At 69.8% G+C, this 3,708-nt stretch carries 6 protein-coding genes; 5 read left to right on the top strand and 1 reads right to left on the bottom strand.

The features are described 5' to 3' along the window. The first annotated feature begins 512 nt into the window (after nucleotides 1–512). On the top strand, nucleotides 513–1,274 hold the full coding sequence (locus EQG76_RS15655) for an FkbM family methyltransferase (protein ID WP_159715109.1): 762 nt from the start codon (nucleotides 513–515) through the stop codon (nucleotides 1,272–1,274). A gap of 27 nt (nucleotides 1,275–1,301) precedes the next feature. Then, complete coding sequence (locus EQG76_RS15650; RefSeq protein WP_159715107.1) at nucleotides 1,302–1,811, top strand: GNAT family N-acetyltransferase; 510 nt, start codon at nucleotides 1,302–1,304, stop codon at nucleotides 1,809–1,811. On the opposite strand, the gene EQG76_RS15645 is transcribed toward EQG76_RS15650, so the two are convergent. After that, nucleotides 1,808–1,993 carry a hypothetical protein gene (locus EQG76_RS15645; protein WP_159715105.1) on the bottom strand — a complete coding sequence of 62 codons (186 nt, stop codon included), beginning with the start codon at nucleotides 1,991–1,993 and terminating at the stop codon, nucleotides 1,808–1,810. The genes EQG76_RS15650 and EQG76_RS15645 overlap by 4 nt on opposite strands. Nucleotides 1,994–2,160: 167 nt before the next feature. Here EQG76_RS15645 and EQG76_RS15640 point away from each other — a divergent pair, with 167 nt between their 5' ends. The 3 genes from EQG76_RS15640 to EQG76_RS15630 all read left to right on the top strand — a co-directional run. Next, a complete protein-coding gene (locus tag EQG76_RS15640; protein WP_159715103.1) occupies nucleotides 2,161–3,024 on the top strand; it encodes a universal stress protein in 864 nt (287 codons plus the stop codon). A gap of 96 nt (nucleotides 3,025–3,120) precedes the next feature. Further along, a complete protein-coding gene (locus tag EQG76_RS15635) occupies nucleotides 3,121–3,423 on the top strand; it encodes a hypothetical protein (protein WP_159715101.1) in 303 nt (100 codons plus the stop codon). A 70-nt stretch (nucleotides 3,424–3,493) separates the two neighbouring features. Next, on the top strand, nucleotides 3,494–3,708 hold a 215-nt coding region (locus EQG76_RS15630; protein WP_159715099.1), incomplete at its 3' end, for an SDR family NAD(P)-dependent oxidoreductase.

The raw sequence follows: 3,708 nt of genomic DNA, 5'->3' as shown, positions 1-3,708 counted from the left end.
GGCCACTGGCAACGCACGTGGCTCAAGCTGAACGTCGGCGAGGCCGGCTCCTACCTGATCAAAGAGGCGTTGCCCGGCACCGGCCCGAGCCAGGGTCGGTCCGACTTCACGCCGGCGATGCGCCAAGCTGCGGCGCATCGGTTTCGATGCGGCGTTCGCGGGTGCGTGGCACCACTACCGCCTCTGCCGCGGGAGATCGGGTCTGCGTCGGCGCGTCATCGTGCCCGACCGTAGGGCGGGGGACTCGGGCTCAAAATGCCAGTCGCCACCGTCGTACCGCCTTCCCGGCCGCAATCCATCAGCAGCGCTGGCGTGTGCCTTCAGCCAGTACCAGCGCCACTTAGGTGTAGCCGGACAGCACGCCCGGCCGCAGCGCAGCAACGCCAATTGAGCTTGTGCGTCGGCACCCACAACGTGCCGCTGCTACCAACGCAGGATGAGGATGTCGACAGAGAGAGCCGCCTCCCGAAAAGCCCTGGCCTCGGGCTTGGCGCCATGCTCTGGTCCGGCCCATGGAATTCAGCCTGCCCATCGGCGACCGCGCCATCCGCTTCGACTGCCCGAACGACACCGTGCTCGGGAGAGCGAAATGGCTCCTGCAGAAGGAGCCGGGCACCATCGCTTGGCTGGACCGGATGGCGCCGGACGAGGTGCTGTGGGACATCGGCGCCAATATCGGCGTCTATGCCCTCTATGCCGCGATCATCCGCGGCTGCCGGGTGCTGGCGTTCGAGCCGGCCGCCGCCAACTATTTCGGCCTGAACAGCAACATCGTGCTGAACGGGATCGACGGGCAGGTGCAGGCCTTTTGCCTGGCGCTGGACCGGACAGCCCGGCTGGATGCCATGCAGATGCGCGACCACCTGGTCGGCAGCGCGTTGCACACGTTCGGCGAGGCAAAGGACTACAAGGGCGAGCGGTTCACCCCGGTCTGGCGCCAGGGTGCGATCGCGCTTTCGATCGACATGCTGGTGGGCGAGTTCGGCGCCGCCTTCCCCAACCACGTCAAGATCGACGTGGACGGGCTCGAGACTGCGGTGGTGCAGGGTGGGGCGCGGACCTTCGCCGATCGGCGCCTGCGCTCCGTGCTGGTCGAGGTCGACCTGAACGACCAGCGTGAGGTCGGCCAGATCGCGGAAGTCCTGGAAGCAGGCGGACTGGTGCGCGATGACAATGTGCCGGGCAACCATGTCCGGGCCGTTGAGGGCACCCGGATCTTCAACCTAGTCTACCGGCGTGCCAGCAGCACTGCCACCGGACCCCGTCCGGCCTGACGCAGAAGGTTTCCAGGGAGAAGCACCTTGCCGGCGACGATCCGTCCCTATGCCCCAAGGGATGCGCAGCTGCTGGCCGCGCTCTATCTGCGCTCGGTCCGGGAGCTGGGGGCGCGCGACTATTCGGCGGCACAGGTGGCAGCTTGGGCATCGCTCTGCCCTTCTTCGGAGCGGCTGCATGCGCTCAGCGGCGATGGGCGCACGCGGCTGGTCGCAGTGGATGGAGCCGACCTGCCCGTCGCGTTCGCCGACCTGGAACAGGACGGCCACATCCACTTCTTCTATGCCGCACCGGAGGTGGCCGGGACGGGGGTTGCCCAGCAGCTCTATGCCGAGCTGGAGCAGGTGGCCCGGGCGCAGCATCTGACCCGGCTCCATGCCGAGGCCAGCGAGCGGGCGCACCGGTTCTTCCTGCGCCAAGGCTTCGAGATCGCCGCGAAGCGGGAGTTCAGCGTCGCCGGCGTGCCGATCCACAACTATGCGGTGGAGAAGCGGCTGGACGAAGCGGGTGCTGCGCCGGCGGGTGGCCCGCCTTAGAGCGCGTCCTCCTCCTTGTCACGGTGCAGGGCGCGGCGCTCCATGCACTTGTCGAACTCGTACGTATCGGGTGGGAAGCCTTCGCGCACGCAGGCCTTGTGGTCCTCGCGTGCCTCCGTGCGGGCGTTGCAGCCAACGAGCGGCAGGGCCAGCAGGGCGAACAGCAGGATCCGGGCGGGCATGGCGACTTCCTCCAGAGGACCAGTGCCCCGTGTTCAGGCCCGGCCGGATCGGACTATGAACGCCGGAGCCGGGTCGGCAAGGTGTGTCGCCGTCACGCCCGGTGCCACGGGCCGGCATCAGCCATCATCCGCCGCCTTTGGCCGGCCTGCAGGAGAAAACGCGCGCGATGAGCCTGGTCGACAGCAGCGGGGCGCCGACCCTCGCCGACATCATCCACCCGACCGACCTCACCCTCCTGAGCGAGACCGCGTTCGCCCATGCGCTGGCCCTGACCCTGGCCTGCAAGGGCCATCTCGCCATCGTCCATGCCGGCGACCCGGAGGCGGACCAGGACCCGGACTGGACCGGCTTTCCCGGCGTGCGGTCCTTGCTGTCGCGCTGGGGCCTGATCGACCGGGCGACGCCGCGCGGCGCCATTGCCGACGCGCTGGGTATCCGCGTGTCGAAGAAGCTGGTGCCCGGCAGCGATCCGGTGGCAGCGCTGGAACATTTCGTGGATGAGCATGGCTGCGACCTCCTGGTGCTGGCGACCCGCGCCCGGGACGGCCTGGCGCGGCTGCTCAGCGGCTCGGTTGCCGAGGAACTGACGCGCCGCACCGACGTGCCGGCCCTGTTCCTGCCCCCCGAAGGCCGGGGCTTCGTCGATCTCGCCACCGGACGGGCCCGGCTGCGCAACCTCCTGGTGCCGGTGGATCACGCGACCCCGCAGCACGAGGCGGTCGAGACCGCGTTCGGCCTGGCCGACCTGCTGGGCTGCCCGGACGCGCTGGTCCACCTGCTGCATGTCGGCCCCGCCGACCAAGCGCCCAGCGTGGCGGTGGCGCCCGGACAGGAGCAGCGGCTGCGCCGGGCGAGTGCCGAGGGTGCGGTGGTGCCGGGCATCGTCGCCACGGCCGGGCGGCTCGATGCCGACCTGATCGTGATGGCGACCCATGGCCATGACAGCTTCCTGGACGGGCTGCGCGGCAGCACCACCGAACAAGTGCTGCGCCAGGCGGGCCGGGCGGTGCTGGCCCTGCCGGTGCTGTGAGCGGGGGTCTGCGGAACGCCTCCCTGCCTGGGCGGTTGCCTCGCCAGGCCCGGTGCGGCCGAGCCGCCGGCCGGGATCTGGCAGAGGAGGCAGCCCATGTATCTTGCCCGGTTCTCCTATGACGTCATGCCGGTGGATCGCCAACGGGCGATCGAGTTCATTCAGCGCGAACTGGAGGCCGCGCGGAAGAACGGGCTGAACGCGCGGCTCCTGATCCCGCTGACCCGCGGTCCGGCCGGGGCGGCGCTGCAGTTCGAGGTGGAACTGAACAGCCTGGACCAGCTCGACCAGTTCCGCAACCGGGGGGTCCAGTCGGACCAGGAAACCGGCGACTGGATGCACGCCTTCAGCGAGATACTGACCGCACCGCCCGAGGTCGAGCTGCTGCGGGTGGGCTAGACCGGCCGTCTCCCCCGGGGCTAGTCGATCACCTGACCGGCACGCGAATGGCCGGAAAGGGAGGCGCTTGATGGACACGTTCTCGCTGGCGGGGCGGACCGCCCTGGTGACGGGCGGCAGCCGGGGGATCGGCGGGGCGATCGTCGAGCTGTTCGCCCGGCACGGGGCGAAGCTGGCCTTGTGCCATTACGGCGACGAGGCGGGCGCCGAGACCCTGTGCCGGAAGCTGGAGGACCAGGGCTTTCGGGCTTTGGCCACCGCCTGTGACGTGGCGAACGAGGACGA

Source organism: Geminicoccus flavidas (assembly GCF_009806515.1).
GTDB classification, from domain to species: Bacteria; Pseudomonadota; Alphaproteobacteria; order Geminicoccales; family Geminicoccaceae; genus Geminicoccus; species Geminicoccus flavidus.
This window is presented reverse-complemented; position numbering and strand designations above follow the sequence as displayed.

Excerpts from the sequence above, each read along its gene's own strand:
- EQG76_RS15655 (WP_159715109.1), top strand. The coding sequence starts at position 513 with ATGGAATTCAGCCTGCCCATCGGCGACCGCGCCATCCGCTTCGACTGC.
- EQG76_RS15645 (WP_159715105.1), bottom strand. The coding sequence starts at position 1,993 with ATGCCCGCCCGGATCCTGCTGTTCGCCCTGCTGGCCCTGCCGCTCGTT.
- EQG76_RS15640 (WP_159715103.1), top strand. The coding sequence starts at position 2,161 with ATGAGCCTGGTCGACAGCAGCGGGGCGCCGACCCTCGCCGACATCATC.
- EQG76_RS15635 (WP_159715101.1), top strand. The coding sequence starts at position 3,121 with ATGTATCTTGCCCGGTTCTCCTATGACGTCATGCCGGTGGATCGCCAA.